The organism is Paenibacillus harenae (assembly GCF_030812415.1).
Lineage (GTDB): Bacteria > Bacillota > Bacilli > Paenibacillales > Paenibacillaceae > Pristimantibacillus > Pristimantibacillus harenae_A.
Genome location: NZ_JAUSST010000002.1, coordinates 166,031 through 192,034, shown reverse-complemented (window position 1 = coordinate 192,034; position 26,004 = coordinate 166,031). Strand labels below are relative to the sequence as shown.

Below are 26,004 nucleotides of genomic sequence, written 5' to 3'. Positions count from 1 at the left end.
CATAATCATCAAACCGTTCCGTCTATTTATAGGAGATGCGCTCATGGATGCAATAAAGGACCTGCTTATCAAAAAAGCTCTCGCAAACCCAAGTCTCAGACAACACATCGTAAATAAAGGAACGATGTTCCTTTACTGCGATTACGCCGGTTTCGCATCCCGCAACATTTACGGAGCCGCTTGCTGCACGGCGTATAATCGAATGGTAAGCGTAACCGCCAAGAAACTGCAACTGGAACGGGATCAAGGCTCGAACTACGGCGAAATGCAGGCGATCGTGTTTAGTCTAGAAACGCTTACGAAGGCATTATTGAAGCTTCAACCGAAAATCGCCGTCATTTATACCGATTGCAGCCGTATTTTGCGTATATTGGCACAAGACCGTTTTTCGCATCCGCATGACGAACAAGGAAGAAACGAACTATTAGCCGCTCTAGCCAATCTACGTCGTTTGTTCCCCGAGGTTGACGTTCAAATCAAGTATATTGGCAAACATAAGAAAAACAACTACTTGCATAGAATTGCTCACAATGCGGCCAGGGAAGCCGCCTTTACGCATGTCGTCGGAGACAATGCATGACATGGATATGACCGAAAGGCCCCCGTGAGCCTAGAGGTCCGGTGGCTTTCGCTTACCCACATTCTGCTAAAGCAAGCATCAAATATAAACGGGATGGAGCGAAAAAAAACGCCTGCTCCATCCCGTTTTCATTTAATAAGCGGATATATTAGTGTTACAAGGCGTGGAGGCGTTGAAGGTTGTGATTGCAATTACGCCTCTTCACGGAATTGCCCCGGCGTCATGCCTACCGTCTTGCGGAAGGAGCGAATGAAGTTGGCGGAGTTGTTGTACTGCAGCCGCTCGGCGATCTCTACGATCTTCAAGTCGGACTCCTTCAGCCATTTCTTGGCCATGTCGATCCGGTACTGCGATAAATATTCGCCGAAATTAATGCCGGTCTCCTGACGGAACACGCGGCTCACATAGTGCGGGTGATAGTTGATGCGGGAAGCGCACTCCTCCAAGGTAAGCCCCGAATCAAACTCCCGCGTAATCATGTCGATTACCGCTTCGGATATATGCTTGAATTGGGAATCACGGCGAGTACCCAATTCCTGAATGTAAGGAAGCACGAATATCGACCAGAACCAATGCTCCATCTCTTGTACGTTCCGGAGCTTGAACAGCGACTGGATTAAGGAGGCTTCATCCTCTGTAATTTGGTCCATAGGAATAGACAGTTCCTGCCCGAATTTAAGAAGATCGATCAATAGCCGCAGCAAGGATAATTGATAATCCCGATTCTGCGCACGGGGCTGGAACAGCTCTCCGATCAATTGCTTCAAAGCGCTCTCCGATTGCTCCGCATTGCCGGCCCGGATCGCATCGAGCAGAGCTTGCTCTCCCGCATTCGGAAATCTGTTCAGATTGCTCTTCTGCGGCTGAACGTCCTCAATGAACAAAATCGACTCTTGTCCCAGTCCTACCCTGACCTTAAGCGCGGTCATCGCTTCATGAAGCGCCTGCTGGGTATCCGCGAACGAGCTCATCGGACGGCTGATTCCGATGCTCACTTTAATCTCCAGGTATTGGTAAATTGCTTTCTGGATTTCGTCGGACAAGTTGAAAATCTGCTCTTTGAAGCCCTCCCCCGCCTTCGAGGAGCCGATCAGCGTCACCTGGCAATCCGATTTGACGATCGGAACCAGCCTTTGCTCGGACAGGACAAGCTCGCCGACGATATTGCTGATGGCGAACATGAGCAAATCCCGATTTCCTTCTTCATACCTCGTATCCTTGAGCGTATCGATCTGAATGGCAACGACGCACATGGAAGGCCACGGCTTTTCCAGACCGTACAGACTCAGTTTCTCCGCAAAATCCGCAGGCTGGATCGTACCGCTGAACAATTTTTGCATAAAAAATTCTTTAAGCTGGATCTGCTGTCCCTTAAGCTCGTTCATGATGAGTGACTGGTTTCGAATCAAATAATCGACGCGGTCTCCGATCACCTGCAGCTCGCCGCTCGGCTTCTCCTTATCATTCGAAGAAGGAACGCCGGTGAGCGCGGAATACAAGGATTGAATCGGACTGTACATCTTCTTCGATCCGAACCAGGCAACGGCCAGCGTTACCAGCAGGATGACCAGACATACCAGCAAAGTGATCCAGCCGATAATTTTGTTCTGTTCGTTCACCTGATCGTTGGAGATGACAGATACGTAGCTCCAGCCGTTGTAGGCGGACTTCCGGTAGGTGACCGTGACGTCCTCCCCGTCGCGCTTCGCGGCATATTGCCCGATCGTCCCCTTCGTTTCGGCCAAGGACTCCAAGTAGGGCTGCTCCCGGGTACTGCTTCCAAGCTGGGTACGGTCGCGGTGAACGATAATATTGGCGTCTTGATCCACGATGAACGCGCTGCCGAACTTGCCGTTTAGAAACGCATCCAGCTCTTTCATCACATCGGACGACAATACGACGCAGATGATCCCTGTCGGGTTAAGAGAATTAAAGGGATATTTCTTCACGAAGTATACCGACTCGAACGAATTCGGAAATTGTTCCGATCCGCTGCTCCAGAAAGAACCTGCCGCGCTCCGGGAGAAGGCTTCGAGCACCGGCCTGAACGCCGGGGCGCTGTATTCGTTGACGCCGCTGCTCGAAACCATCCAGTTATTGTTCAGGCTGAACAGAAACACATCCTTGATCCCAAGCTCGTAAGTCTGAATTTGCGAAATGCCTTTATAGAGCTCATGCACCATTTGGAAATCATTATTCGATAAATCACGTTTGAAAGCGCTTATAACAATCGGCGACTGCAGCAGCTGCGTGGCCGAATTATCGATCGTTCTGAGCGTTTGTTCGGCACGCATCTGCATTTGCTGCAGCAGCAGCTTATTGCTCTCGTCTACTTTCTCCTGCACCGTTCGGGAGGCATTATAATAGGCGAACGTGCCCAGAACGATGACCGGCAAGGTGCCGATCAAGATAGACAACAACATCAGCTTCAATAAATAAGACGAGGACCGGAATCTCATAATGCCTCCAATTGGTAGTCTTCCTTACAACTTACAAGTACTTCAAGTGTACAAGAAAACTCCGTGTTAAGCCATGACGCGGATCCGGACGTCTCATCTCCGGCATCGTTATTTATTTCCCTGCCAGCTTGGCGTATTCGGCATTCATTTCCTCGATTACCTTGCTGCCGCCGCTTTGCAGCCATTGATCGACCGCGCCGGTCCAATCGTCCTCATTAACCGACCCCATGATGAATTTCACGGTAGCGTCGGCTATGATCTTGGAGAGCTCCTTGCCCTTCTCGATCTCCGTATTGGAGATGAACGGCGCGGCAGGGTTAGTCACGGCAATCGTCGCATTGTCCTGGAACAGCTTCGTGCTGAGCTGCTCAAGCTCGGTTCCGTAATTGACGACCCCGTCCTGCAAAATCATAAACTGGTTGCCGTCCGTAATTTCGGCTCTAACCTTCGGATCGGAATTCGGCGTATATGCGCCGTTCTCCAGCGTATACTGCTTCCCTTCAATGCCGTATTTCATCAGGTTCTGATTGTCCTTCTTGGACACTTTATCGAAATAAGCCAGAATCTGTTCAAGCTCGGCTTCCGTCTTCACGCTCGTTTTCGGGATCATGTACATGCCCAAATAACCGGATCCGGCACGCGTTCTATCGCCCTTCGGACCAGAGATACGATTGACTAGGTTCATTTTGGCGTTCGGATCGACCTTCTTAAGGTTATCCTCGATGGCTTTGCCGTCCAGCATATTATCGATCCAGAGTCCTGCCTGGCCTTTATTCATAACGGATCGGCCGTCCTGGACGATCGCGAAGTCCTGGTTAATGATTTTCTCGTCGTACAGTTTCTTGTAGAACTTCATCGTATCCATATAAGCTTGCGTCATATGAGCAGGAACCAGCTTGCCCTCCTGAAGCTCCCATTCGTTAGGACCTCCCATATAGACGAGAATGTCCTTGAAGCCGGCTATATTATTCCCCTGCATGCCTACGGCGAGTCCAATCGTATCGTGCTTGCCGTTCTTGTCCGGATCTCCCGATGCAAAGGCTTTCAGAACATTATAAAGCTCATCTACGTTCTTCGGCGTCTGGATGCCCAGATTGCTCAGCCAGTCTTGTCGGATCATTAACCCGAAACGCGCAAGATCCCGCTCGCGGTACAGACCGTAAACTTTGCCGTCGATCGAGATGTTATTTAAAACGATCTCCGACATTTTACTCAAGTTCGGATAGTTTTTGAGATACGGACCGACCTCCCAGAACATGCCGGAACGGGCAGCGTTGACAATGAAGGAGGCTTTCGCTTCCAGCGCGACGAACGTTTTCGGCAGCTCGCCGGATGCGACGGTAGCGCTTAGCTTATCCGTATACGTCGAGGAAGGCACCCAGGACACGCTAAGCTTAGTGCCCGTCTTTTCCTCCAGCATCTTCAGAACAGAGCTGTCTGCGGGCATTTGTTCGGGATTGTAGGTAGGCAGCATCATCGTCAGCTGAAGCGGTCCTTGCGCGCCCCCCGATCCGTTGCTGCTCTTCGGACTTTCTTCATTGTTCCCCCCGCAGGCGGTAACGCTCAGTGCGATTGCGGCTAGCAGTACTCCGGCTTTCGCCAATCTTCTATTCCGATGTCTTCTGTTCATGCTTAAATCCTCCCTTTGCCATCTCTCTATTATATCTTCATCCCTTAACCGAGCCCAGCAATACCCCTTTGGCGAAATGCTTCTGAAGAAAGGGGTATACAAGCAAGATCGGAAGAGTAGATACCACGATTACCGCCATCTTAACCGCTTGATCCGGCGGAGTGACGTAATCCGACTCCATGGCATTCGAATCGCCAATGCCGCCTGAAGCCAAGATAACAATCTGTCTCAAGAGCACTTGAATCGGCCATTTCGTATTGTCGTTGATATACAGCACCGCGTTAAAAAACGTATTCCAGTGGCCTACCGCGTAAAATAACGAGAAGGTCGCAATCGCGGGCATGGATAGCGGAAGCACGATTCTTAGAAAGATGCCCAGGTCGTTGCAGCCGTCGATCTTGGCGGATTCCTCCAGCCCGTCGGGCAGCTGCTGAAAGAAGTTACGAATTATAATCAAGTTAAAGGCGCTGATCGCGCCCGGGATCAGCAGCGACCAATAGGTATCGATCATTCCCAGCTCCTTCACGACGAGAAACGTCGGAATCATCCCGCCGCTGAACAGCATCGTGAACACGATCAGCATTAAGATCGGCTTGCGGAAGTCCATGTCCTTGCGGGCTAACGGATACGCCATTAAGCAGGTAAAGAAAATGTTGATCAGCGTGCCGACGACAGTAATGTAAACGGTTACGGATAAGCTCCTGACAAGCGTTTGGGTAGAGAAAATATACTTGTACGCATCAAGGGAAAATTCGGTCGGGAATAGGATAAACCCGCGCATCAGCAATTCTTTCTGCGTGGCGAACGAGCCGGCAATGACATAAATGAACGGGATGACGGTAATCAAAGCGAACGCAAGCAACAATGTGATGTTCAAGCTATCGAATATCCGGCTCCCCCAGCTTTGCTTGATCGGCATAACGGTTCAACGCTCCTTTTCTAATAGATGCCTTCTTCTCCGAATCTTTTGGCCAGACGGTTCGCTGCGACGACAAGGATCAAGCCGACGATCGACTTGAAGACGCCGACAGCCGTACTGAAGCTGTACTGTCCCTGGCTGATCCCGACGGAGTAGACGTAGGTGTCGAACACCTCTCCGACCTCGCGGTTCATCGCGTTAAGCATCAGGAAAATTTGTTCGAAACCCGTATCGAGAAAGTGGCCAAGACGCAGGATGAGCAGAATAATGATGGTGCTGCGAATGGCCGGCAGCGTTATATGCCACAGTTGGCGCAGCCGGTTCGCGCCGTCCATCCGCGCCGCTTCATACAGCTGCGGGTCTATGCCGGACAACGCCGCAAGGAAAATGATCGTTCCCCAGCCCGTTTCCTTCCACATCACCTCGGCCGTAATGATCGTCCGGAACCACTCGTTGCTCACGAGAAAATTAATCTTTTCGCCGCCGAAACGGACCAGCAGCTCGTTCATAATGCCGCCTTCCGTCGTCAGGAACATGTAGGCAATGCCCACGACGACAACCCAAGACATAAAGTGAGGGATGTACACCAACGTTTGTACGATGCGCTTCGTGAATTCCTGCCTTAGCTCGCCCAGCATAAGCGCGATGATAATCGGCAGCGGAAAGAAAAACAGGATGTTGTACGTGGCCAGGATGAGCGTATTCCGAAACAGGAGCCTAAAGTTGGAATCGCCGAAAAGACGCTCGAAATGCTTAAAGCCTACGAACGGACTGTCCCAGAAGCCCAGAAACGGCTGAAAGTCTTGAAAGGCGATGAAGATGCCGTACATCGGCCAATACTTAAAGACGAGAAAGTACAATAAGCCCGGGAGAACCATCATATAGAGCCACCGGTTCCGCATGAGCCTGCCGACCAATGTCGACGACATTGAGGCCGGCGGCGCAGAGACGCGCATTGCCGTTGTATTCCTTTTTAACATGCTGCTTCCTTCCTTTCGTTTCCTCGTTGCAAGCCGCAAGCGCTTGGGTGATTGGATCTGCAGCTTCATCATACGAGCGCCCCTTGATTGCCGTCGATAGTCCCTGCTTGATCAGATTGGCGGCCGCATGCCATTCCGGCGGGGATTTGCAGGGCATTGTCATTAGTTGCGATCGTTGTCATTGGTTGCTTTAGCGTGATTGTAACCATGAAGAAAGGGCCTGCCGAATGGCAGACCCTTCAAAATAGAGATTCGTAATTCTTAACCTTAGATCTTCGTTTCTTCTTCGATAATCGCGACTCCCCACCGTTCCAGCTCGATCAGCTCTCCTTGGGAAACCGGACGATCAGCTAGCAATTCCGTGCCTTTCGCGTAAGGATAGGCGAATGATTTCGTGCCCGCCGAATAATTGAAATAGTACCGGATCGTCCGTCCCTCTTCATTCGTTCCGCTCTTCACGATCAATGGAAACGCAAGCTCCTGATCCAAGCCCCACAATCCCGCGTCCTTGCAAGCCCGTTCCAGCACCTTGCCCATAACCGCTTCGCTCGGCAGGCAGCCGATATACGTCGCGATCCCTTTGCCGTAGCGGTTCTCGGTAATAGCCGCATATTGGCCCCATTGCGGATGATCGTACCAAGCGAGCACCTCCGCCGTCGTCGGCGTAAGCAGCTCCATCCATACCGTAACGTCGTTGTTGTCCGCTCCCACCCCGAACGGATCGCCTTTAAGCGATACCGATTTCGGTTCGATGAATTGGCTGTATCGCACGCCGCATGCTTCGCCGATCAGACCGGGCTGAGCATCCGTACGAACCTTGATATGTTCATTCGCGAATCCGCTCTTGAACGTATACACGATGCGGCCGCCGTTCTCCGCGTATCGGTTCAAGCGGGAGAGCAGCTCGTCCGAAGCGGCATATAGAGCGGGTACTACGATCAGATCGTAATCTTCGAAGTTTTGCGATCCCGGGTGCAAAATATCGCAGCCAATGTTCATCTCGTACAGACGATCGTACATCAGCCTGACGATGTCGTTGTAAGCAGCCTTGCCCCCCGGCAATCGGAACCATTCCAGCGCTGTCAACGCTTCGTTGCTCACGAGGATGGCCGCCCGGTTGCTCTTCTTCAAATGAATCAGTTTCGAAGACAGCCTCGCGAAATCGCGCCCGATCGTCATCGCTTCCTCGTAGGTCGGATTCGGACCGAGATCATGGCTGAGCAAACCTTTCCAATACGTCTCTGCGGAGTTATGAATCGAATGCCAATGCCAATACTCGACCATGTTGGCGCCGGAAGCAAGATGGCTGAACGCTTGCAGCCGCAGCTGCCTTGGATAAGGCGTCCAATGCGGAAACGCCTGCGCCTGCGTCTCCAGCACGAAGTAATTGCTCCCTTTGAGCGAACGGGTCGAGTCGCCGCAGTACGAAATTTCCTTGCCTGTCAATAAATCCTGCGAAGGGTGGTAAATATCGACGCCCGCAATGTCGAGCGCTTCCGCCGCCGCGAAGTGATCGACGTCGGGCTGAACGCCGAACGAGCCGTCCCGCCAGCCGAAGTCGAAATTATGGGTGACGAACTGATCCGCATGTTTGTATTCGTTCACGATTGAGGCTTGCCAAGCCAAAAATTCGGTGACGAGCCCCCTCTGGAAGCGCGCAAACTCCGCGCCCAAGCTGCCGTTGATCGTGCCGACGACGGAGGGAAAATCCTCCCAGCCGTTGATCCGGTTGCTCCAATAATCGAGGCCGAACTCCTCGTTCAACCGCTCAACCGTCCCGAATTTATTTTTCATCGCTTTGACGAACTGGAGCTGCACATTCGGACCGCTCGTATGGTAATGCTTCGTCTCGTTGTCGACCTGATAGCCGATAACCGCGGGATGTCCGCATACGCGCCCGATCAGCTTGCGAATGATGCGTTCAGAGTAGAATAGATAAGTCGGGTTCGCAATATCCATGATCTGCCGGGCGCCGTATCGGCCGGGACCGTTCGGCGTCTCCGCCAGCACGTCGGGATGCTCCTTCACCATCCATGTCGGCACCGCATAGGTCGGCGTTCCGACAATGACGCTAATGCCTGCCTTGTGCATGGCGTCAAGGACGCGATCGACGCTCGTGAAGTCGAAGACGCCGTTCTGCGGCTCGTGCGTGCTCCATGTCGACTCCGCGATGCGGACGAGATTAATGCCCGCCGCTTTCATCATTCGGATATCTTCGTCAAGCCGTTCATAGGGCATATATTCGTCATAATAGGCAACGCCATATAGCAATTGCTGCATCCATCATCTCTCCCTTGTACGCTGTTTCTTTCCGTAACAACTCCATTTTAGAAGATCAATAGGTGCATTAAAATAACAAATACATGCGATGTCTATTAAAATATTGTCATCATGAAACATCACTTTTCTTGTATAATGTTCATAAAAAGAGCAACTTGTTATAATATCATGCGACCAAAGAAAAGGAGCACCGACATGCGCGAACATATCTTTCTCCCAAAGCCTCTGTTTCCGAGACATGTGTGCTTTCCCGATTTTATCGGCGGTTACCGCGATTTTCCCGAACATAGCGTGAATCGAAGTTATCGAACGACGGAATTCAATTTGGACCGTTTCTACAATTTGCATATCGTGCTGGATGGCAAAGGCTGCGTGTTCACCGAAGGCAAACGGTATGAGCTGGCAGGTGGACAAGGATTTCTGTATGGACCCGGTCTCCGGCAAAGCTATAGATCGGACCCTTATGAGCCTTGGAATATCAGATGGGTTCATTTCTTCGGGGAACGACTTGAGGAATTGTTCGACGGGAAAGGGATTGACGAGCCCTGGCTGTTCTCCATTGCGGATATGCCTCCAGTCGAGGCGCTGATGGACAAGTTGCTTGTACTCGGGAGGTCCTACCGGATCGAGGATGAATTTCGCGTCGCATCGACGCTGTACGAAATGCTGACCCAGCTGCAATTCGGAGCTGACCGATTGAACGAGCCGATCAACCTAGCCGCCGATAAAATCCGTGCCGTCGCCAACTACGTGCGCTCCCGCAGCAGCGAGCCGTTCTCCATCGAACAAGCCGCCGCTCTCGCGGGATACAGCACGCATTACTTTAGCCGGAAGTTCGGTCAGACATTCGGCATGTCCTTTCCCGATTTCCTGTTGGAATCGCGATTGATCCAAGCGAAACGTCTTCTGGCTTCCACTTCGTTAACCGTCAAGCAAATCGCGTTCGAGACTGGCTTCTCGCAGGCCAGCTACTTCAGCTCCTGCTTCAGACGCCTCGTCGGCATGACTCCGCAGCAATTCCGGAGCATGCATACGCAGGGCGTTTAAACTATATATTACTGACGACTTCCTTGTTCTGAAGCAGCGCTACCAGATAGGCCAACGTTAATCCTTGGCCCCAGCCTTGCACTCTCTTCTTGGAGATGACTTTGTAATCGTGGGCGGAATACATGACCGCCGTACCTGCGGAAACGTTCCGGACCGAGCCGTCTTCATCGATGTTGGCCAATATGCCTTTGTAGGCTTTGGCCATATAGTCTTGATGCAGCGGATGGCCATTGATGACGAGCGAAGCGGCTATGCCGGCGGAGGCCGACGTTTCCTCGTAGGAGGACTCATCGTTCAATACCGTGCGCCACAGCCCGTTCGGCGATTGCAGCCTGACGAGAGCGCTTAACTGATCGCCGAGCGCTCCTCCGATTTGCATCCACATCGGCATAAAGGGATTCAACATCTTATAAGCTTGCGCCATCGTATATGCGGCCCATGCATTGGCTCTACCCCAGTAAATACCGGAGAGATGATCCCCTCTGACATTGTCCCATGCGTGATAGAACAAATTCGTCTTCGTGTCCTGCAGGTACTCTTCATGCCAGTAAAATTGATTGAGCGCATCGTCAATGTATTCCTTCTTGTCCAGCTTGAATCCAAGCCGGAGCAAGAAATAGGCGGCCATGAACAACGTATCCGCCCATGCCTGCTCAGGGAAGTCATTTTTGGAGGAAACCGTATGCTGGAACACGCCCTCCCCGAATCGGATGGCATCCTTTCGCAAATATTCGGCTTTCAGCAGCGCCAGGTCAAGGTACTTGGAGTCGCCCGTCGCCTCATGCAGCGTCAGCATCGTATGACCCATGGCACAAGCATTGACCATCATAGGCGGCAGCCCGAGCTCCAAATATTCGTCGACCCATTTGACCAGAAAGTCGATGTAATCTTGATTACCCGTGACTTCCCACGCCTTGCTAATCCCGTAATAAGCTACCCCGCAAGACCAGTTCCAAGTGAAATCCATATTCATCGTTCTGCGTGCTACCCGGTCAATAAGCTCTCTTACTTCGATTTCGTCGCATTCGAATTTTCGCATGTTTATTCCTCCGTATACTCAAAGCTATGAGATTTTTAATCTTCGTCATGGCGTGATCCTTGTTTATTACTTCTCTTGTATTAAGATTAGCATGAATAAAGGATTGATTTCCCCGCATTTATGCACAAATATACCTGGAATACCGTTTATATTGATATACTGGATGACGAAGAAGTCTTTTTATCTGCGAAAGGAGCCTTCCATGACTGATCCATTACTTCCAGGAAGTCTAACCTTCGGCACGATAAACGATCCTTTGTGGATCGAATTCGACCGGAGAATCGGCTATCATTCCATGAATAACAGCCACTACCATATGGCATACGAGGTTTATTATTTGTTTAGCGGGGAAAGGAACTTCTTTATAAGAGATTCAGTCTACCACGTACATCCCGGCGATCTGGTGCTCATCGGTTCCAACGCCGTTCATAAGACGACCGAACGGAGCACACCGAATCATGAACGCGTGGTCCTTCATATCGAGCAAGCCTATTTATCCGAATTATCGTCGGAGGATAAGGATCTTCTGTTTGCCCCCTTCGCCGCTGACCATCCGGTCGTTAAGCTGAACCTCAAGGAACGGATGCACGTGGAGCAGCTTCTTGGGTCTCTGCTTAGAGAACTAAGCGAATGTCCCCCGGGCTATCGACTGCATATCCGCAACATGACGATAGAATTGCTTCTGTTCATTGCCCGCCACTTCTTGAAACGCAAGGCTATGCCGGATATTGAGCTTACTCCGGTCCAGCGGAAGGTAACGGATATCACCCGTCACATTAATTTGCACTTCAGGGAACCTCTTCAACTGGACGATCTTGCCAAGCAATTTTTTATAAGCAAAGGCCACCTGTGCCGCGTCTTCAAGGAAGTGACGGGCTTCGGCTTTACCCAATACATCAACGTCACCCGCGTCAAAGAGGCCGAATACCTTCTGCGGGAAACGGACTGGAGCGTCACGCAGGTGTCGGAGCAATGCGGTTTCGAGAACTTTTCCCACTTCGGCAAAGTGTTCAAGAAGCTGTCAGGCCTGTCCCCCCGTGCCTATCGGAAGCTGCAGCAGTCCAGGAGCTAAGCTCCGTTGCGATGCACAACCACATACGTCGCGATAGCTTGCCTACAGCTTGAATCGCCTCTCCCGGAGCGAGGACTTTGCCGTGAAAGATTATTTTAAGAATAAGACAATGCTTATTTCCCCAATGATAAGTGTAATGAAACGTATAGTGCTTGCAGGAGGTGACAACATTGAAGATCATGATTTCCGCTTCGGAAGCAATGGAAAAAGGGGTATGGAAGGAGCTGCTTCGTCTCTTCGGCAGAGACGAAGATGAGGAATTTTGGCCCCAGGAGGAATTTATATTAACGGAGGAGCAGGCGCTTCTCTTGAATCTGATCAAGAAATAGGTCTCCTAACGACAGACTGGCGTTGCGTTGGAACGCCCAGCGAATGAATATGGAGCGCGGCTAGGGAAGCCGCCTCCAAATCATTTGTCGGAGCCAAAGGCTATCGCCGCGCTTTATGCAGCGGATCGAGCTTAGGATCACTCATTGCCGAGCGCATCTTCAACGCTAGTCAACATATTCCTTCTCGGTACTCACTTAGGAATGCCGAAGTTCGGAGTTCCGTCCTCATTCCAATAGAGTTCTTGCGTGCGTGTATGACGATTGGGGTCATAGAGCGGTTCGCCCACGATTTCCTTGTAACTTCGCGCATGATAGACCAGAATATCGGCCGCCCCATCCTCCGAAACGGTGAAGCTGTTGTGACCCGGACCATATTGCCCGGTTACTTCGCTTGACCGGAACACCGGCTCCGGCGATTTGGTCCATGATTGAGGATCCAATAAGTCACTGGTATCCAAAGCTGTCAGAAGCCCCATGCAATAATTGCTGTCCGTAGCGCTTGCCGAATAGCTGATGAACACTTTCCCGTTCCTCTTGAGCACGGCAGGTCCTTCGTTTACATTGTGGCCAACGGTTTCCCATGCATATTCCGCTTTCGAGAGCAGGACCTGCTTCTCTTTAATCGTCCATGGATTGGACATTTCGGCGATATACAGATTGGTTCCCTGCATGGCAGGTCCCTGCTGCGCCCAAACCAAATACCTTGCGCCTCCATGCTCGAAGGTAGTAGCATCCAAAGCGAATGATTCCCAATGCGTTCGGAGCTGGCCCTTCTCCGCCCATGTCGGTTCCAGAGGATTGGCGGCATCGTTTTCAAGGACGTACATGCGAATCTCCCATTCCGTCTCGTACTCGTCCGATCCGCCGGCGGCAAAATAGATGTACCATTTGCCGTCGATATAATGGATTTCAGGCGCCCAAATATGTCCGCTCATTCTGCCCTTATCGTGTTTGCGCCAAATGACAACCGGTTCGGCGGAACCGAGCTCCTGAATCGTTCTTGCCCTTCTAAGCTCGATGCAATCGTATGCGGGAACGGAAGCGGTAAAGTAATAGTAGCCGTCCGTATGCTTGTAAATCCATGGGTCCGCCCTTTGCAGGGCGATCGGATTGCTGAATTCCCGTTTGATGCTTAATCTGCCCTTCTCCTCGGCAATCGGCAAAAATAGCGGTCTTTCATTCGGAGTGTTATTGGGCCTATGAATAGCAAGCCTCAATTCCCCTTCAAACGTAGTAAACAGCATGCCATGGCCGCCGTCCTGTCCGAATAACGGCTCGCGGTCTTGCACCCAAGGCCCTCTGATATCGCCTGAGTCCGAACGGGCGATGCCGATCGCATAACCGTTCGCGCCGTGGCTTGACCACAGCATCAGGAGATCCCCGTTTGCCGCGCTGTGCAAGAATGGCCCGTCCGTTACGAAGTTCTTCTTCCCGTTAGAAGCATCTTCGCTTCCTACAGCCCACGGCGCATCGGAAGCATGGAATAACAGCACGGGCTCTCCGGCAGCCGATTTCAAGTCCTTCGCGAGAGGGATGGCGCACATTTCGCCGTCCTGCACCTGCAGCCATTCATGGCAAAATACCATCCAAGGCTGACCAGCCTCGTCGACATGCAGCGTGCCGTCCAAGCATTCCCAATCGCCGGGCGTAACGGGTCCGTCCGAATGCGGCCGGAAGGGCCCGACCGGATCGTCCGATACGAGAATTTGCGTGCCCCTGCGTTTGCTCTCAGCCTTAAAGCTGGCGAACATATAATACTTGCCGTCATAAAGATAAACTTCCGGCGCCCAGTAATGCCGGTCCGCCCAGAAGCCTTCTTCCGGCCGAAAAGCGGAGAACGGCCCTTCCCAGCGATCAAGATCGGTGCTCGCATACACATCGAAGCCGGTCGCTTTTCCTTCCCATACATTTTTATCCGTCGTTCCGTAGAGGTAATATTTCTTGTCGGCTTTGACAGCCAGTACGAACGGATCGCGGATTTGAATTTGTTCTTTGGTCAGCATGGCGCACTCCTTATCTTCAATAGACAGTAACATTTCATGATAATTAATACAGACTTTTCAAGAAACGTCAATGCGTTGAACGCAAAAGGCTAGCCCGACGGTCATGAAACCCGGGTTAGCCGATTGCCCTCTTCGTTTATTGTTCGGTAACCGTGACATCGTCGGCATAACCATTTCCTGTGCCTGACGGGTGATAAATATAAATGGTCGCCTGAGTGGTGGCAACTCCAGTCGTAAAGGTTGCCGTGCCTTGCGAATAAGCCGTGCTTGCAATGGCTGTCGTAACCTCGGATCCGCCGTAATTCTTAACGCCAATAATCACTTGCTGCCCAGACGGTGCCATTGCGTAGCCGCTTAGCACATAAGTCGTGTTAGGCTTAACGGCAATGGCTTGCTCGATCGAAGCCGGGCCGCTGCCGATTCGGGCTGAATACGTTCCGGTTCTTGCATTTGTCGTCGAAATACCTGCGCTGTTCCAAGCTGTCCATGGACTAAGCGCGCCGCTTTCAAAATTGCCATTCAAGACGGTTGCCGTCTCCTCCGCTACCGAGAAGTCGTCTCCGTAAACGTTCCCAGTGCCGGAAGGATGGTAGAGATAAATGGTTGCCGCCGTATTAGTCGATCCCGTGGTGAACATTACTTTCCCCTTCGTATAGCTGGTGCTTGCAATCGTCGTAAAGACCTCGGTACCGCCGTAATTCTTGACGCCGATAACCGCCTCTTGTCCTGCCGGCACCATCGCATAGCCGGTCAGCGCGTAGGTGGTGTTAGGTTTCACCGCGATAACCTGTTCCACCGAAGCCGGACCGTTTCCAATCCTTAAGCTTTTGTTTCCGGTTCTTGTATTCGTAGTGGAAATCGCTGCGTCGTTCCATTTATACCAGGGGCTTAACGCTCCTGCTTCAAAGCCTCCGTTGGTTACAATCGGCACCTCGTAAGCGCCAATGTCCGGTGCCTGATTATAAATCGGGTTTCCGTAGAAATCGGTTACTCCCGGTGTCGCCATCGGCGTTCCCGCATTGATAAGCGGTGACGACGGCTGGAGCTTGAACCCTTCCAATGTGCCGATACCGTCGCCCGGATTCGGACCGACTGCGGATCCATTTCCTCTCTTTCGATTTTGATATTAGGGTTATTCGTTTCAAATTCCTTTACCTCGTCATCCGATACCTCGCCTTTATTCAACGCAAGCCGAATCGTGACCGGTCCATCGGCATTGGCGCCCTTGTCCGCATCAATTGCGGCATTGCCGTTCTGCTCTTCGTTGCCTTTGTCGTTAGACGCCCCGCATGCGGACAAAACCATACTTGCTGCGATGTTTGCGGCGGACAATGATATCGTATTCGACAAAATTACAATTAATATGGCAAGATTACAAACTTGTCTGGTCGACGCAAAAAAACTACGACGGACTAATCAACTAACATACAAGTCAACTATGTTTGAATTAAAGGGAATTCCTCATGTTAATGAAAACAATCTCACCCACCCGACCGTATAACGGAGATATTAACAGGAGAAATTCAATCTATTCGATAACGTGGATGTGGAGCGGCTCATTAACGGGAGAAATTCCAGTTATTATGTTCTACGCCGTTTTGTATGTCGATTGGTTAGTCGTTGAAAAAAAAAGAGAGGCGGCAAATAGCCACCTCCCTGAATTTCTATCATATCGTGTTCGTTGCGGTATCCACTCTCAGGATCGCATCACTTTTCGACTTTGATCCAGCTTACCATCGGCTTGGAGCCGCCCGCCTTGACGAATTTCACGACAAGCTCCCCATCCTTCACTTCGATATTGTCAAACGCTTTCGCTTCCCGGTTCGAACCGATGACATAATCGGTCAGTTTCATCTCTCCATTAATCGTCGCACTCATCACACGGTCGCTTGCCTTCCATGGATCGAAGAAGCCGATCGTCACCTTATACGTACCGCTTGGCAATTGGAAGCGATAAGCAAGACCTTTGCCATTCTCGTTTCCGTCGTACTGGCGAATCGATTCATAGGCGTCGGTCGGAGAGGTGTGCGCCCAGGTCAGTCCGTTATCGGCTTCGTACCCCCATTTCATGCCCGTAACGGGGTCGCTGCCATATTCCTGCTCTTCTTGCGACTGAAGCGCTCCGAGAACTTCCCCATCCTCCAATTGGCTTGGCGTCCCGTCGCCGGCGTCGACGTAGTATAGCACAGTACCGGCGCTCCGGCTTGGCGTCGCTTCCACGGGAGCCGACTCCGCTTCTTCCGTGCTCCGAATCGCGACCACCTTAAACGAATACGTTATATCGTTTTGGAGCCCCGTAACGGTCGTAAATCCCGGAGCCGCTGCCACCTCGGCGGGACCGGAGCCGCTTCCGCTTGCTTCCTCGTACCGAATGACATAGGCTTCCGCACCGTCTACTTCCCTATATTGCAGCGCGACTTGACCATCGCCCTCCTTCATCTGGTAGATTTCAGGCACCGATGTCAGATTATCCGCTTCCCGAACCGCCTTCAAGTAGGCGAATTGCGCACCGGACCAGCTATGAAGTCCAACGCGCCCGCTTGTGTAAACCGTATCGGTCAGATCGAATACCTTATTTCCATCGACATAACCTTGGATTTGCTTCCCGTTCAGCCGGATTTCCAGCTTATAATACTCGCCTGGTTTTGCCGCGAAAGCAACCGGAGGAACCAAATTTTGTCCGTCTCTCCGAATAAACAGCACACCGTTCTCATAGCCGAACATATAGCCTTTCGAATAGCTGCTCCCGCGGAAAGCGATTCCCCAATCCGCGTCCGCCGATGCATGCTTGGCGACCGCCGTAACGGAGCCGTCGATTAGCTGCATATTTTTGATGCTGAGTTCGCCTTGGTCTTTACCATCATGCTTCAACAAGCCGTCATCGATCACCCACTGGCTTACATCCTGCTGATATCGGGACGGATCCGCTTGGTTGAAACCGTCCTCGAACCGGACCTCTTCGTCTCTCGGAGTAACCTCCGTTTCCGTATAACCGGTTCCTTTGCCGCCTTTGCCGACGGTAGCCACGCGAACGGCAATCGGCGATCCGTTCGTTAACCCGTCCAGCACGACTTCATTATTGCCGCTTTGCACCGGATCGCTATTTGGCGAGCCGGAAACCATTTCTACGGTATAGCCTACGGCGCCTTCTACCGGGGCAAATGCGATGAGCGCTTTTTGATTTCCCGGTATGGCAATGATTTTGCCCGGGGCGGGTACATCTGGTTTCACTTGGAATTGGATGGATGACGGACTTGCGTCTTGCCCGTCAACCGCTTCTATGACCCCGTAATAGGACATGCCGTTCACGAGCCCGTCGACTTGAATGGTGCCGTCAGGCGTTTCGGCTATCGATTGTTGATCGTATATTCCCGACTGCGTGCCGTATCGAACGCGATAGGCGGGAACGCCAATCTCGGCATCATAGGTCACCGTAAAGCCGCCATCGACGCCCTTGGCCGTTACGCCCGTCGGTGCAAGCAGCTGCGGCATACCATAGGCTCGCCCCGATGGCGGGCCGAAGCCCATAGCGTTCCCGGCTCGTACAGTAACAAAGTATTCGTCACCGTTCTTCAAACCTTCAAGGACGACAACATCATCGGTCATTTCTGTTAATTTCAGTTCCCGGATGTTGTTTTTCACTCCGTATCTCACTTCATATTCATACGCGCCTTTCGGGGCGCTGAATTCGACTTGCAGCCCTTTGTTCAGCGGCTTGACGCTTACGATCTCCGGAGCGTCCGGCTTCTTGTTCGCCTTTACGATATCTCCGTTCAGCGTAACGACGGAACGGGCCGGTATGATCGTTTCGAACGTACCGTCCGCCTGAACCGGAACATCTTCGCCTCTGGCAAGATCCTGGTCGGCCGAAGTCATATACGGCTTCATGACAAAGACGGACTCGTGCTTGTTGATTCCGTTTAAAGCAAGCTTAACGCGTTTATCTTCCGCGCTGTCGTTGACGAATACGGCCGTCACGGTCTTCTCTCCGTCATGCCGGTATGCGGAGCCGAACAGTCCGCTCCGTGCCTCTTCATCCAGCCCTGTTAACGCGACGCGATCGGCGCCTGGACGAATGAATTTGCTATAGTTGCCGAGCGCCCATAGCATTTTCGAAGCCAAAATAGTTTGCTCGTCGCCCGGATTGTTGTAATCCGTATAGATCAAGCCGTCTTTGTAATCTTCTTTGGAAACGGCCGTCCACCACTGCCAAGCCGATGCATTGGCACGGGTCAAATCGAAATGAATCGTTCTGGCAATGTACAATGCCGGATCGATGCCAAGATCGCGGCCGGGTCCGTAACTACCGAGTATGCAATATTCGCTCATCCAATACTTGGCGCCGTATTTGATCAAATTGGCGTTCAGAAGATCCCTCAGATACCCGAGGCGGTCATCGCCAGGGTTGCTGTAATCGGACCAGTAGGAATGCGAAGCGATTTTATTGCCCACGGCTTCCTTCAGCTCCGGGTCGCCAAGCAGGTCCTTAATATATTCCCGGTACTTGCCGACTCCCAGACTGTTCGACCCGCCCGTATAACGTTCATTATTCGTGAACGTCTTGTAGACGTCGTCGTCCAGTAGCGCCGTAATCTCGACGCCGTCCGGCGCGCTGATCTGGGCATTTAGCCCGCTTGCTTGAAGCTGCCGGTACAGCTCGAGTATGACCCGCTTCATATCGTCGTTGTTATAGCGGTTCCCTTCCTGTCCTGCCTTGTTCCAATCCCATGTCGGTTCGTTAATCGGGCTGATATAATCGAAGTGGGTTCCTTCGTTCTCGAAATGCTCCAGGACGTCGGTCAAGTAAGCAGCAAATTCATCCTCGTATCCGTCCTTTAAATTCGTTGAGCCCACGGTCGAATCCGGCTGAGCGTGCCCGTTCTTCGTCATCCATACCGGCGGGCTGTTGACAAAACCGATGAGCGTATCGACGCCACGTTCCTTGGCCGCGTTAAGGAACCATTGCTGCCCTGCCTGCTTGCTCCAATCGTATTCCCCGTCCTCCGTGGATTTGAACGCTTCCGAGCGACGCCAAGGATTCGTTATGATCGCTTGGTCCGTTTCCGTCGATCCGGCTCCAATGTTGAACCGCCACGCGGACAGACCGATCCCATCCTCCCTGGAAAACAGAAGATCCGCGACTTCCGATTTATTTTCCTCCGTCCAGTTCTTCCCGATCGGTTCCATCGACCATGCATCGGATGCCCCGAAATTATCGATCTTCTGGAACGTTTTTGACACGTCAACAGTGACAATGGCGTCATACTCGACTTTCTTGCCCGCATCCGCGGCATACGATAAACTACCGATCGGGGCGATGCAGCATGCAACGGCAAGCAGCGCCGCAAACGCGCTTTTCTTTAACATAAACCTTTTCAATCGAGTTGCCTCCTTAAAATGAAATGGTCTTCTCTCATGCATTCATTACACCGCAATGATTGAAAACGGTTTCATGAAACCGGTTTCAATTCATTTAAAAAAAGAGGATTCCACTCGAAAGCCGAATCCCTTTCCCTCGATTTTACAACACGCGCTCTTCATAATCATCCGACTTCCTACCTAAAAGTTTCACGATTCGACCCTATTATTTTGTCTTTTTATACGGAAATAAGCAGAATGAAAGGATCATTCCGCGCGTACAGGAAAAACAAGCAATCCCGCTAATGGGGATTGCTTGTTTGCTCCAAACATTTGAACTTGGCCTTAAGGAGCAGTTTCGGTAAAGGTCGCATCGGCGTTGAACGTCGATCCCGATCCGCTCTGGGCATACAAAAGATAATTGGAATGACGCAAATATTTGGTCGAATCCGTCCACGTTTGGTAAGACGACTTTCGGGCGTCCGCTAATCCCGCTACGCGGCGGAAGGTCGCCTCGTTTGCGAAAGTCGTCGTGCTGTCGTTCGTATCCGTCCAAATCTCTCCATTCGATCGAACACGCAGGTAACGCTCCGGGAAGTTGACGGACTCGAACGAAACCCCGCTCGAATCGGCCAATCCGGCAACCATCTTGAACTGCGCGTCTTGAACCGGAGAGACGTTGGCATCGATCCGCGCCCGGTAGTTGGAGTGCCGCACGTAACGGTCCAGGAAGTTATGCGATTGCAAACGAACGTTCACCGATATCGGTTCGAGCCTCCACTGCTGATTATTGCTTGAAAGATATCGCCATTGCTGTATAAGGGCTCCATCCGCAGCGGATATCCCTTCCACGTCAGCCGGCTTGTTGCTATGCACAGGGGTGATGCGGTGATAACCGTTGCCTGCGGGGATGAAAGCAAATTTCTGGTTGTCACCGCCATTGCCGGTCCACAAGTTGAATTTGGCGCCATGATCCGGAGAAGCGCTTGCTATATCCAAAAAACGTCCGCTCTGCACGCCCTTGACGCTATACTGGCCTCCGCCAAGATGGGTTAAGGTCCACTGCTGATTCGTTCCCCCATTCGACGTCCATTGCCGTATATTTGAACCGTTTGCCGTTCCGGCCGCATCCAAAGCCTTGCCGGTATGGCGAACAATGAGACGATAAGTACCATCGGGAATGTTTCCGCCGGGAAGAGTTGCGGTTCCGCCGCTGCCGGCCGGCCGGGTATAGAGTAGCGTACCGAATCCGGTTTGGTCGAATGCCGAAGGATGCGCAGAGTTTGAGTTCGGTCCGCCTTCCGGTCTCAATAGCTGGGCGCGAGCGGCAATATGGGGTACCGACAGACCCTTGCGGTTTGCGTAATGGTTATAAATCATTTCCCATACCGGACGCATTTCATTGCGGCCGGCGTTCGATATGACCGTCTGCGTTTGAACGGCGCCGTTCGTGCCGGAGCCCCATTCATAGGTTGCAAACGGTACGTTGTCGTCTCCGTTGTTATATTTGGCGACGTATTCGGCTGCGCGCAGGAAACGGTTATTCGCCCACCCGTACAAGTCGTCGCCTTGATTCCAAGCCATTTCATTTATCGAGGCCATTAATCCGATTCCCAGTTGCGTATGCGGCTGGTCGCGCCCGGACTCCTGCCACTGCGCGAGCCCGCCCGGATGCAGGAATGGAATCGCATTATAGATGGAACCGTTTCCGGCGCCGTGTTTATAATACTCGACACCGATATCGTAAATATCCCGGCGGTCGCAAAAAATGCCGATCGCAACGGTCGCAGCCATATTGGCCAGATCCCAGTTCGCCCAGTAATTTTGGATGTATGCGTCGTTGTGGTCCCCGCCGAATTCATTGCCGATAAGGAAGCGCTCGTTAAGAGGCTTATAAAATACGTTCAACAGCATGGTTTCCATGTCGGTCACGTTGAAACCGGGATAGTCGCGCATGATTTCCGACACGTTAGCCAACTGGTAACCGTAAAGTCCGGAAGCCAAATAGCGGTCGGCATTGCCGGAGACCGTCGTAAGCGTGGACGACCAGGCGTTCAAAATGTTGCGCGCCGTGTCTCCGTTAGCCGTGTTGCCGGTGATCTTCCACAGCAAGGCATTCTGATACGCGCGGGCGACATCGATGAACAACAAGGCCACATTGTCGCCAGTGCCGCCGCGAATGATCGTATCGGTAGCCCGCGGGGTCCAATTGGATGATGAAAGCGAGCTGTTAACGAGTAGATTATAACCGTCCAGATAAGGCTGCGTGCCCGCGTTAACCATCTGCGTCATGCGGTCGAAATCCGCCTGCGTGTGCAGGATGCCAGGATGTACGAAAGCAGTGGTGGCTGCGTGCCCTTCATTGACGAACCCGATCATGCCCGCCAAGCTCGCCAGAAGGCTTAAAATCATTGAAATCGCTATAATCTTCTTCATAAATCATCTCCTTTACGTTTCTGCCGATCGGGATCGACCTTCATCGTAAACGTCAAATCTCCGCCTTGCTTTTCAGCCGGCACTCGCGGATGCGATACCCGTGCCGGTTCGCCCAAAACAAATATAACTTTCGTTAAAGCGTTTTCATTTTTCTTTATAATTTACCTTCTTCCTCGGTTTTCTCCATCTCTAGCTGTCGGTCTTCCCTCGCCTCCATTCCTTTCCATATTCAATTCATCGTATAGAATAGCATGCCAGGCAGGGACCATCTATTGTAAAAATCCCTTATTTCTATAAATTTTCTTCAAATCTATCAAATCAATTAGATTTTTTCAGCCAGCAAATCCAACCGCAGCGGCGTAAAAGCATCCAACAGCCTGCTTTTCTTCAATGCCCGGCAGCCATGCTCGGCATTGCTCGGTATAAATACGGTCTCGCCCGCCGAAATGACGGTTTTCTCCCCGTTCACGGTAAACTCCAGCTGTCCTTCCAGGCAGTAGGAAAGCTGCTCATGCACATGGCTGTGCATATAACCTTCCGCGCCTTCCTCGAAGTGCACCTCCATCATCATTATCGTCTCGCCCGGATTGAACATTTTTCGTTTTACGCCCGGTTCGGCATTTTCCCAGTTATTCAGTCTGCTCATTCATATCATTCCTTTCATGAAGGTTAAGCGCAATTCCAAAAACATCATACCTTCTATCAGCGGCCGGCACCACCCTAGTTTTGGAAGATCTAAAAAAATTACAAAAATACCTAAAACCTACGGCATTATCAAAACCGGCTTCCTCTTTTACACTTAGACTCTGTAAGCACTTACATGACGAGCAAAAGGAGGAATGACCAAATGAAAAAGACCTTAAAGCGTATCGCGCTTGCCGTCGATTCGTTATTCGAGAATTTCGCATTGATTTCCATCGCTTCCATGGCGATCATCGTGGCAATTCAGGTCATCACAAGAAAACTGTTCAATTTCGTATTCTTCTGGTCGGAGGAAGTGACCCTCCTGCTCATGGTGTGGTTCTCCTTCATGGGAATCGCCATCGGCTTTCGCGAGAAGCTCCACTTGGCGATGGACAGCTTCACCAACCTGTTGCCGAAGAGGTTCAATAAGGTGCTGGATAAGATCATCCTGGTTTGCGTCTTCGCATTCGGACTTTATCTGGTCAAGAACGGCTGGGCGTTTACCGTATTGATGAATGAATCCACTCTTCCGGCAACGAAACTGCCAAATAGCATCATGTATCTTGTCATGCCCATTACGGGCGTCATGATTTGCGTATACACCTTCCTGCAGCTGATCGGGATTGAAACGATCCGGCATCAGAACATTGATGAAGAGGTGCCCAAGACATGAATACGATGGCGGTCATCATCCTTGCGTTTTCCTTCTTTGTCCTGATTATTCTGCGTTTCCCCATTTCCATCACGTTGGCCGGATCGGCGCTCGTCACCATGATCTATCTGGATATTCCGTGGATCGTAGTCGGACAACGCATGATTCAAGGGATAAATTCCTTCCCGCTTCTGGCCATTCCTTTCTTCATCCTTGCCGGACAGATTATGAGTGCCGGGGGGATGGCCACTCGTCTCGTGAACTTCGCGCAGCTATTCGTCGGGGCGGTTCGAGGAGGGTTAGCGCTTGTAAACTGCGTGGCGTGCATGTTCTTCGGGAACATATCCGGGTCTGCCGCCGCTGACGTGTCCTCGATCGGTTCCGTTCTTATTCCCGCAATGAAGAAGAAAGGATACGACGCGGACTACGCCGTGGCGGTCACAACCTCCGCCTCGATCCAAGGCGTTATTTTCCCGCCAAGCCACAATCTAGTCTTGTTCTCGGTGGCGGCTGGAGGCGTATCCGTTTCCAACCTGTTCCTGGGCGGAATTATTCCCGGGTTGCTGCTTATGTTCACGTTGATGATTATCTCGTACACGATCGCGGTAAAACGGAATTACCCGAAGGGCGAACCTATTACATGGTCGCAAGTACCGAAGATTATTCGCGACGGGTTCTTGTCCTTGATGACGGGCGTCATTATTCTCGGCGGTATATTGAGCGGTTGGTTTACGGCTACGGAAGCCGGAGCGGTTGCTTGCGTATACGCATTCATTCTCACCTTTTTCATCTACAAAGACGTTCCGCTTCGCCAATTCGGTATTGTTCTGAAGAGGACTTTCCGCACGGTTGCCATGGTGCTGTTCCTTATCGCCGCATCCGATGCTTTCGGTTGGATACTTGCCTATTTGCAGGTACCCGCCATGCTTACCGATCTGTTCCTTAGCGTCTCGGACAATCCTTACGTCATTCTCTTGATGATCAACATCCTGCTGCTGCTCATCGGCTTCCCCATGGATATGGCGCCCATGATCCTGATCATGACCCCCATCCTGCTGCCTGTCGCAACGGCTCTTGGAATCGATCCGATTCATTTCGGAATCATCATGATCTTAAACTGCGGCATCGGACTGATAACCCCGCCTGTCGGAACGGTATTATTCATAGGGTGCGCAATCGGCAAGGTACCGGTCAGTCAAGCAACCAAGGCTTCATGGCCGTTCTTTTTCGCGATGTGCATCGCCCTGCTGCTGGTCACGTACATTCCGCAAATATCGCTTTGGCTGCCCCGTCTGGTAAGCGGTGCGCCGTAATGATATAAACGATAATAAATCTAAAAAAATTACAAAAACTCATAATCTCCATCCCATACGAAATGGATGCGTTTTCATTTATACTTTAAAAATAAAAACCATTAACAAAGAGGGGAATGACAGTAAATGAAAATGAAGACGTTTACAGGTATGATTGCGACCGTTCTGGCAACGGGAGCCCTTCTTGCAGGCTGCGGAGCAACGGACAATACAGCGAGCGGCAACGAGACGCCGTCGACTGCCGGCGGAGAAAACAAACAGCCAACCTATACGTTCCGTCTCGCCGAATCCCATCCCGCGGATTATCCGACAACGCTTGGTGACAAGAGATTCGCGGAGCTCGTCAATCAGAAGACCAATGGACGCATCAAAATCGAAGTATTCCCCTCCTCCCAGCTTGGGGAGGAGAAGGCTGTTATCGAGCAGGTTCAGCTGGGCGCCATCGAATTTACCCGGGTCAGTACCGGCCCGCTCGCCGAGTTCAATAAAGCTTTCGGCGTATTCAGCTTGCCGTACATCTTCGAAAGCGAAGAGCATGAGTGGAACTTCCTGAACGGTCCCGACGCGCAAAAGCTGCTCGATGGCTTGAGCTCTTCGAAATTCATGGGGCTTGCCTATTATGATTCCGGCGCGCGAAGCTTCTACACCCGCGAGCCGGTGAAGAGCATCGAGGATCTGAAAGGGATGAAGATTCGCGTTATCCAGAATAAAGTGAACATCGACCTGATGAACGCTTTGGGAGCAAGCGCCACTCCGATGCCGTACGGCGATGTATTCAACGCTCTGCAAACCGGCGTTATCGACGGAGCCGAGAATAACTGGCCGAGTTACTATACCTCCAAGCACTATGAACAGGCCAAGAACATTATCGTAGATTCCCACCAGCGGGTACCCGAGGTTCTGATGGTCAGTCAGGTTACCTGGGATAAGCTGTCCGATGAAGATAAGAAGGCCATCAAGGAAGCCGCGGCGGAATCCGTCGCGTACCAGCGCGAGCAATGGAAGAAATTCGAGAAGGAAGCCGAAGATACGGTCAGGGCGGCCGGGGTCACCGTTACCGAGGTCAGCGACCTGATGCCTTGGCAGGAAGCGGTCAAACCTATGATTGAAAAGTATCGTCCTGATTATAAAGAAGTTCTCGATGCCATCGAGAACGCCAAGAACAAGTAATCGTCCCAAACCCTATCGCATCAACCGTTAAGCAGGAGGCTCTCATGCCTCCT

General features: G+C 51.7%; 20 protein-coding genes and 1 pseudogene. 7 read left to right on the top strand and 14 right to left on the bottom strand.

Annotated elements, in window-relative coordinates:
- Positions 1–43 precede the first annotated feature (43 nt).
- The gene (locus J2T14_RS05900) at positions 44–580 is read left to right on the top strand and encodes an RNase H family protein (RefSeq protein WP_307468858.1); all 537 of its coding nucleotides are present in this window, start codon (positions 44–46) and stop codon (positions 578–580) included.
- Positions 581–771: 191 nt separating this feature from the next.
- On the opposite strand, the gene J2T14_RS05895 is transcribed toward J2T14_RS05900, so the two are convergent.
- From J2T14_RS05895 to J2T14_RS05870, 6 genes are all read right to left on the bottom strand, one after another.
- On the bottom strand, positions 772–3,039 hold the full coding sequence (locus J2T14_RS05895; protein WP_307468856.1) for a helix-turn-helix domain-containing protein: 2,268 nt from the start codon (positions 3,037–3,039) through the stop codon (positions 772–774).
- 112 nt (positions 3,040–3,151) lie between these two features.
- Positions 3,152–4,669, bottom strand: a complete 1,518-nt coding sequence (locus tag J2T14_RS05890; protein WP_307468854.1) for an extracellular solute-binding protein — start codon at positions 4,667–4,669, stop codon at positions 3,152–3,154.
- 37 nt (positions 4,670–4,706) lie between these two features.
- Entirely contained in the window at positions 4,707–5,588 is an 882-nt protein-coding gene (locus J2T14_RS05885; protein WP_307207265.1) for a carbohydrate ABC transporter permease, read from the bottom strand.
- A gap of 20 nt (positions 5,589–5,608) precedes the next feature.
- The gene (locus J2T14_RS05880; protein ID WP_307470378.1) at positions 5,609–6,544 is read right to left on the bottom strand and encodes an ABC transporter permease; all 936 of its coding nucleotides are present in this window, start codon (positions 6,542–6,544) and stop codon (positions 5,609–5,611) included.
- Positions 6,545–6,636: 92 nt separating this feature from the next.
- Positions 6,637–6,777: a hypothetical protein gene (locus J2T14_RS05875; RefSeq protein WP_307468851.1), complete on the bottom strand. Its 141-nt coding sequence runs from the start codon at positions 6,775–6,777 to the stop codon at positions 6,637–6,639.
- A gap of 58 nt (positions 6,778–6,835) precedes the next feature.
- Positions 6,836–8,848 (bottom strand): beta-galactosidase, encoded by a 2,013-nt coding sequence (locus tag J2T14_RS05870; RefSeq protein WP_307468848.1) that lies wholly within the window; start codon positions 8,846–8,848, stop codon positions 6,836–6,838.
- A gap of 195 nt (positions 8,849–9,043) precedes the next feature.
- Here J2T14_RS05870 and J2T14_RS05865 point away from each other — a divergent pair, with 195 nt between their 5' ends.
- The gene (locus J2T14_RS05865) at positions 9,044–9,895 is read left to right on the top strand and encodes a helix-turn-helix transcriptional regulator (protein ID WP_307207271.1); all 852 of its coding nucleotides are present in this window, start codon (positions 9,044–9,046) and stop codon (positions 9,893–9,895) included.
- Position 9,896: 1 nt separating this feature from the next.
- Here J2T14_RS05865 and J2T14_RS05860 read toward each other — a convergent pair whose 3' ends face one another.
- On the bottom strand, positions 9,897–10,934 hold the full coding sequence (locus J2T14_RS05860) for a glycoside hydrolase family 88/105 protein (protein WP_307468846.1): 1,038 nt from the start codon (positions 10,932–10,934) through the stop codon (positions 9,897–9,899).
- 202 nt (positions 10,935–11,136) lie between these two features.
- Here J2T14_RS05860 and J2T14_RS05855 point away from each other — a divergent pair, with 202 nt between their 5' ends.
- Both J2T14_RS05855 and J2T14_RS05850 read left to right on the top strand, forming a co-directional pair.
- Positions 11,137–12,006 carry a helix-turn-helix domain-containing protein gene (locus tag J2T14_RS05855; RefSeq protein ID WP_307207275.1) on the top strand — a complete coding sequence of 290 codons (870 nt, stop codon included), beginning with the start codon at positions 11,137–11,139 and terminating at the stop codon, positions 12,004–12,006.
- A 170-nt stretch (positions 12,007–12,176) separates the two neighbouring features.
- A complete protein-coding gene (locus J2T14_RS05850) occupies positions 12,177–12,335 on the top strand; it encodes a hypothetical protein (protein ID WP_307470427.1) in 159 nt (52 codons plus the stop codon).
- A gap of 191 nt (positions 12,336–12,526) precedes the next feature.
- Here J2T14_RS05850 and J2T14_RS05845 read toward each other — a convergent pair whose 3' ends face one another.
- The 7 genes and pseudogenes from J2T14_RS05845 to J2T14_RS05815 form a co-directional block, all read right to left on the bottom strand.
- Positions 12,527–13,465 (bottom strand): glycoside hydrolase family 43 protein, encoded by a 939-nt coding sequence (locus J2T14_RS05845; RefSeq protein WP_307470376.1) that lies wholly within the window; start codon positions 13,463–13,465, stop codon positions 12,527–12,529.
- Between the two features lie 69 nt (positions 13,466–13,534).
- Positions 13,535–14,338, bottom strand: a pseudogene (locus J2T14_RS05840) (glycoside hydrolase family 43 protein); the annotation flags it as partial.
- Positions 14,339–14,474: 136 nt separating this feature from the next.
- Positions 14,475–15,344 (bottom strand): carbohydrate binding domain-containing protein, encoded by an 870-nt coding sequence (locus tag J2T14_RS05835; protein ID WP_307468843.1) that lies wholly within the window; start codon positions 15,342–15,344, stop codon positions 14,475–14,477.
- Positions 15,326–15,670: a hypothetical protein gene (locus J2T14_RS05830; protein ID WP_307468840.1), complete on the bottom strand. Its 345-nt coding sequence runs from the start codon at positions 15,668–15,670 to the stop codon at positions 15,326–15,328. The genes J2T14_RS05835 and J2T14_RS05830 overlap by 19 nt, the downstream gene beginning before the upstream one ends.
- 375 nt (positions 15,671–16,045) lie before the next feature.
- Positions 16,046–19,717, bottom strand: a complete 3,672-nt coding sequence (locus J2T14_RS05825; protein ID WP_307468838.1) for a glycoside hydrolase — start codon at positions 19,715–19,717, stop codon at positions 16,046–16,048.
- 324 nt (positions 19,718–20,041) lie between these two features.
- Positions 20,042–22,132: an RICIN domain-containing protein gene (locus tag J2T14_RS05820; protein WP_307468835.1), complete on the bottom strand. Its 2,091-nt coding sequence runs from the start codon at positions 22,130–22,132 to the stop codon at positions 20,042–20,044.
- A 322-nt stretch (positions 22,133–22,454) separates the two neighbouring features.
- Positions 22,455–22,778 (bottom strand): cupin domain-containing protein, encoded by a 324-nt coding sequence (locus J2T14_RS05815; protein WP_307207282.1) that lies wholly within the window; start codon positions 22,776–22,778, stop codon positions 22,455–22,457.
- A gap of 201 nt (positions 22,779–22,979) precedes the next feature.
- Between J2T14_RS05815 and J2T14_RS05810 the strand changes: the two genes are divergently transcribed.
- The 3 genes from J2T14_RS05810 to J2T14_RS05800 all read left to right on the top strand — a co-directional run bounded on the left by J2T14_RS05810 (position 22,980) and on the right by J2T14_RS05800 (position 25,951).
- Positions 22,980–23,489, top strand: coding sequence for a TRAP transporter small permease (locus J2T14_RS05810; RefSeq protein ID WP_307468831.1), 510 nt, complete (start codon positions 22,980–22,982; stop codon positions 23,487–23,489).
- On the top strand, positions 23,486–24,781 hold the full coding sequence (locus J2T14_RS05805; RefSeq protein ID WP_307468828.1) for a TRAP transporter large permease: 1,296 nt from the start codon (positions 23,486–23,488) through the stop codon (positions 24,779–24,781). Before J2T14_RS05810 ends, J2T14_RS05805 begins: the two co-directional genes overlap by 4 nt.
- A gap of 126 nt (positions 24,782–24,907) precedes the next feature.
- A complete protein-coding gene (locus J2T14_RS05800; RefSeq protein WP_307468826.1) occupies positions 24,908–25,951 on the top strand; it encodes a TRAP transporter substrate-binding protein in 1,044 nt (347 codons plus the stop codon).
- Positions 25,952–26,004 lie beyond the last annotated feature (53 nt).

Excerpts from the sequence above, each read along its gene's own strand:
- J2T14_RS05900 (WP_307468858.1), top strand. The coding sequence starts at position 44 with ATGGATGCAATAAAGGACCTGCTTATCAAAAAAGCTCTCGCAAACCCA.
- J2T14_RS05895 (WP_307468856.1), bottom strand. The coding sequence starts at position 3,039 with ATGAGATTCCGGTCCTCGTCTTATTTATTGAAGCTGATGTTGTTGTCT.
- J2T14_RS05890 (WP_307468854.1), bottom strand. The coding sequence starts at position 4,669 with ATGAACAGAAGACATCGGAATAGAAGATTGGCGAAAGCCGGAGTACTG.
- J2T14_RS05885 (WP_307207265.1), bottom strand. The coding sequence starts at position 5,588 with ATGCCGATCAAGCAAAGCTGGGGGAGCCGGATATTCGATAGCTTGAAC.
- J2T14_RS05880 (WP_307470378.1), bottom strand. The coding sequence starts at position 6,544 with ATGCGCGTCTCTGCGCCGCCGGCCTCAATGTCGTCGACATTGGTCGGC.
- J2T14_RS05875 (WP_307468851.1), bottom strand. The coding sequence starts at position 6,777 with ATGGTTACAATCACGCTAAAGCAACCAATGACAACGATCGCAACTAAT.
- J2T14_RS05870 (WP_307468848.1), bottom strand. The coding sequence starts at position 8,848 with ATGCAGCAATTGCTATATGGCGTTGCCTATTATGACGAATATATGCCC.
- J2T14_RS05865 (WP_307207271.1), top strand. The coding sequence starts at position 9,044 with ATGCGCGAACATATCTTTCTCCCAAAGCCTCTGTTTCCGAGACATGTG.
- J2T14_RS05860 (WP_307468846.1), bottom strand. The coding sequence starts at position 10,934 with ATGCGAAAATTCGAATGCGACGAAATCGAAGTAAGAGAGCTTATTGAC.
- J2T14_RS05855 (WP_307207275.1), top strand. The coding sequence starts at position 11,137 with ATGACTGATCCATTACTTCCAGGAAGTCTAACCTTCGGCACGATAAAC.
- J2T14_RS05835 (WP_307468843.1), bottom strand. The coding sequence starts at position 15,344 with ATGGCGACACCGGGAGTAACCGATTTCTACGGAAACCCGATTTATAAT.
- J2T14_RS05820 (WP_307468835.1), bottom strand. The coding sequence starts at position 22,132 with ATGAAGAAGATTATAGCGATTTCAATGATTTTAAGCCTTCTGGCGAGC.
- J2T14_RS05815 (WP_307207282.1), bottom strand. The coding sequence starts at position 22,778 with ATGAGCAGACTGAATAACTGGGAAAATGCCGAACCGGGCGTAAAACGA.
- J2T14_RS05810 (WP_307468831.1), top strand. The coding sequence starts at position 22,980 with ATGAAAAAGACCTTAAAGCGTATCGCGCTTGCCGTCGATTCGTTATTC.
- J2T14_RS05805 (WP_307468828.1), top strand. The coding sequence starts at position 23,486 with ATGAATACGATGGCGGTCATCATCCTTGCGTTTTCCTTCTTTGTCCTG.
- J2T14_RS05800 (WP_307468826.1), top strand. The coding sequence starts at position 24,908 with ATGAAAATGAAGACGTTTACAGGTATGATTGCGACCGTTCTGGCAACG.